This is a genomic window from Pantoea sp. SIMBA_079 (assembly GCF_046940275.1).
In the GTDB taxonomy this organism is placed as follows: domain Bacteria; phylum Pseudomonadota; class Gammaproteobacteria; order Enterobacterales; family Enterobacteriaceae; genus Pantoea; species Pantoea borealis.
Window position 1 is genome coordinate 1 of sequence record NZ_JAWRYR010000047.1, and the last position, 488, is coordinate 488.

The 488-nt window shown below is 51.0% G+C and carries 2 tRNA genes; both read left to right on the plus strand.

The annotated features are described in order from the left end of the window. The first annotated feature begins 90 nt into the window (after window positions 1-90). Window positions 91-167, plus strand: a tRNA-Ile gene (locus tag SB719_RS19020). A gap of 144 nt (window positions 168-311) precedes the next feature. After that, window positions 312-387 (plus strand) — tRNA-Ala (locus SB719_RS19025). Window positions 388-488 lie beyond the last annotated feature (101 nt).

Here is a 488-nt window from a genome sequence, read left to right on the forward strand (position 1 = left end):
GGTTGGATCACCTCCTTACCTGAAGATACCTTCCCGCGAAGTGCTCACACAGATTGTCTGATAGAAAGTAACGAGCAGAAAAACCTCTACAGGCTTGTAGCTCAGGTGGTTAGAGCGCACCCCTGATAAGGGTGAGGTCGGTGGTTCAAGTCCACTCAGGCCTACCACATTTCTTCTCATGCTGCGTTAAAGCGCCGCTCGTATAGAGAACTATACGTCGCGCCACTTTGCCTTGCCTGAAAAGAAATGACCGTTTGTCATAAACGGGACTCCTGGTGAGTGGTAACAGACGGTTTCTGCAGCGACTGTATGGGGCTATAGCTCAGCTGGGAGAGCGCCTGCCTTGCACGCAGGAGGTCAGCGGTTCGATCCCGCTTAGCTCCACCATTACAGTCCTGAAAAATACTTCAGAATGCACCTCAGGGCGCATTGCGAAGTTTTGCTCTTTAACAATCCGGAACAAGCTGAAAATTTGAAACGACCGCGTC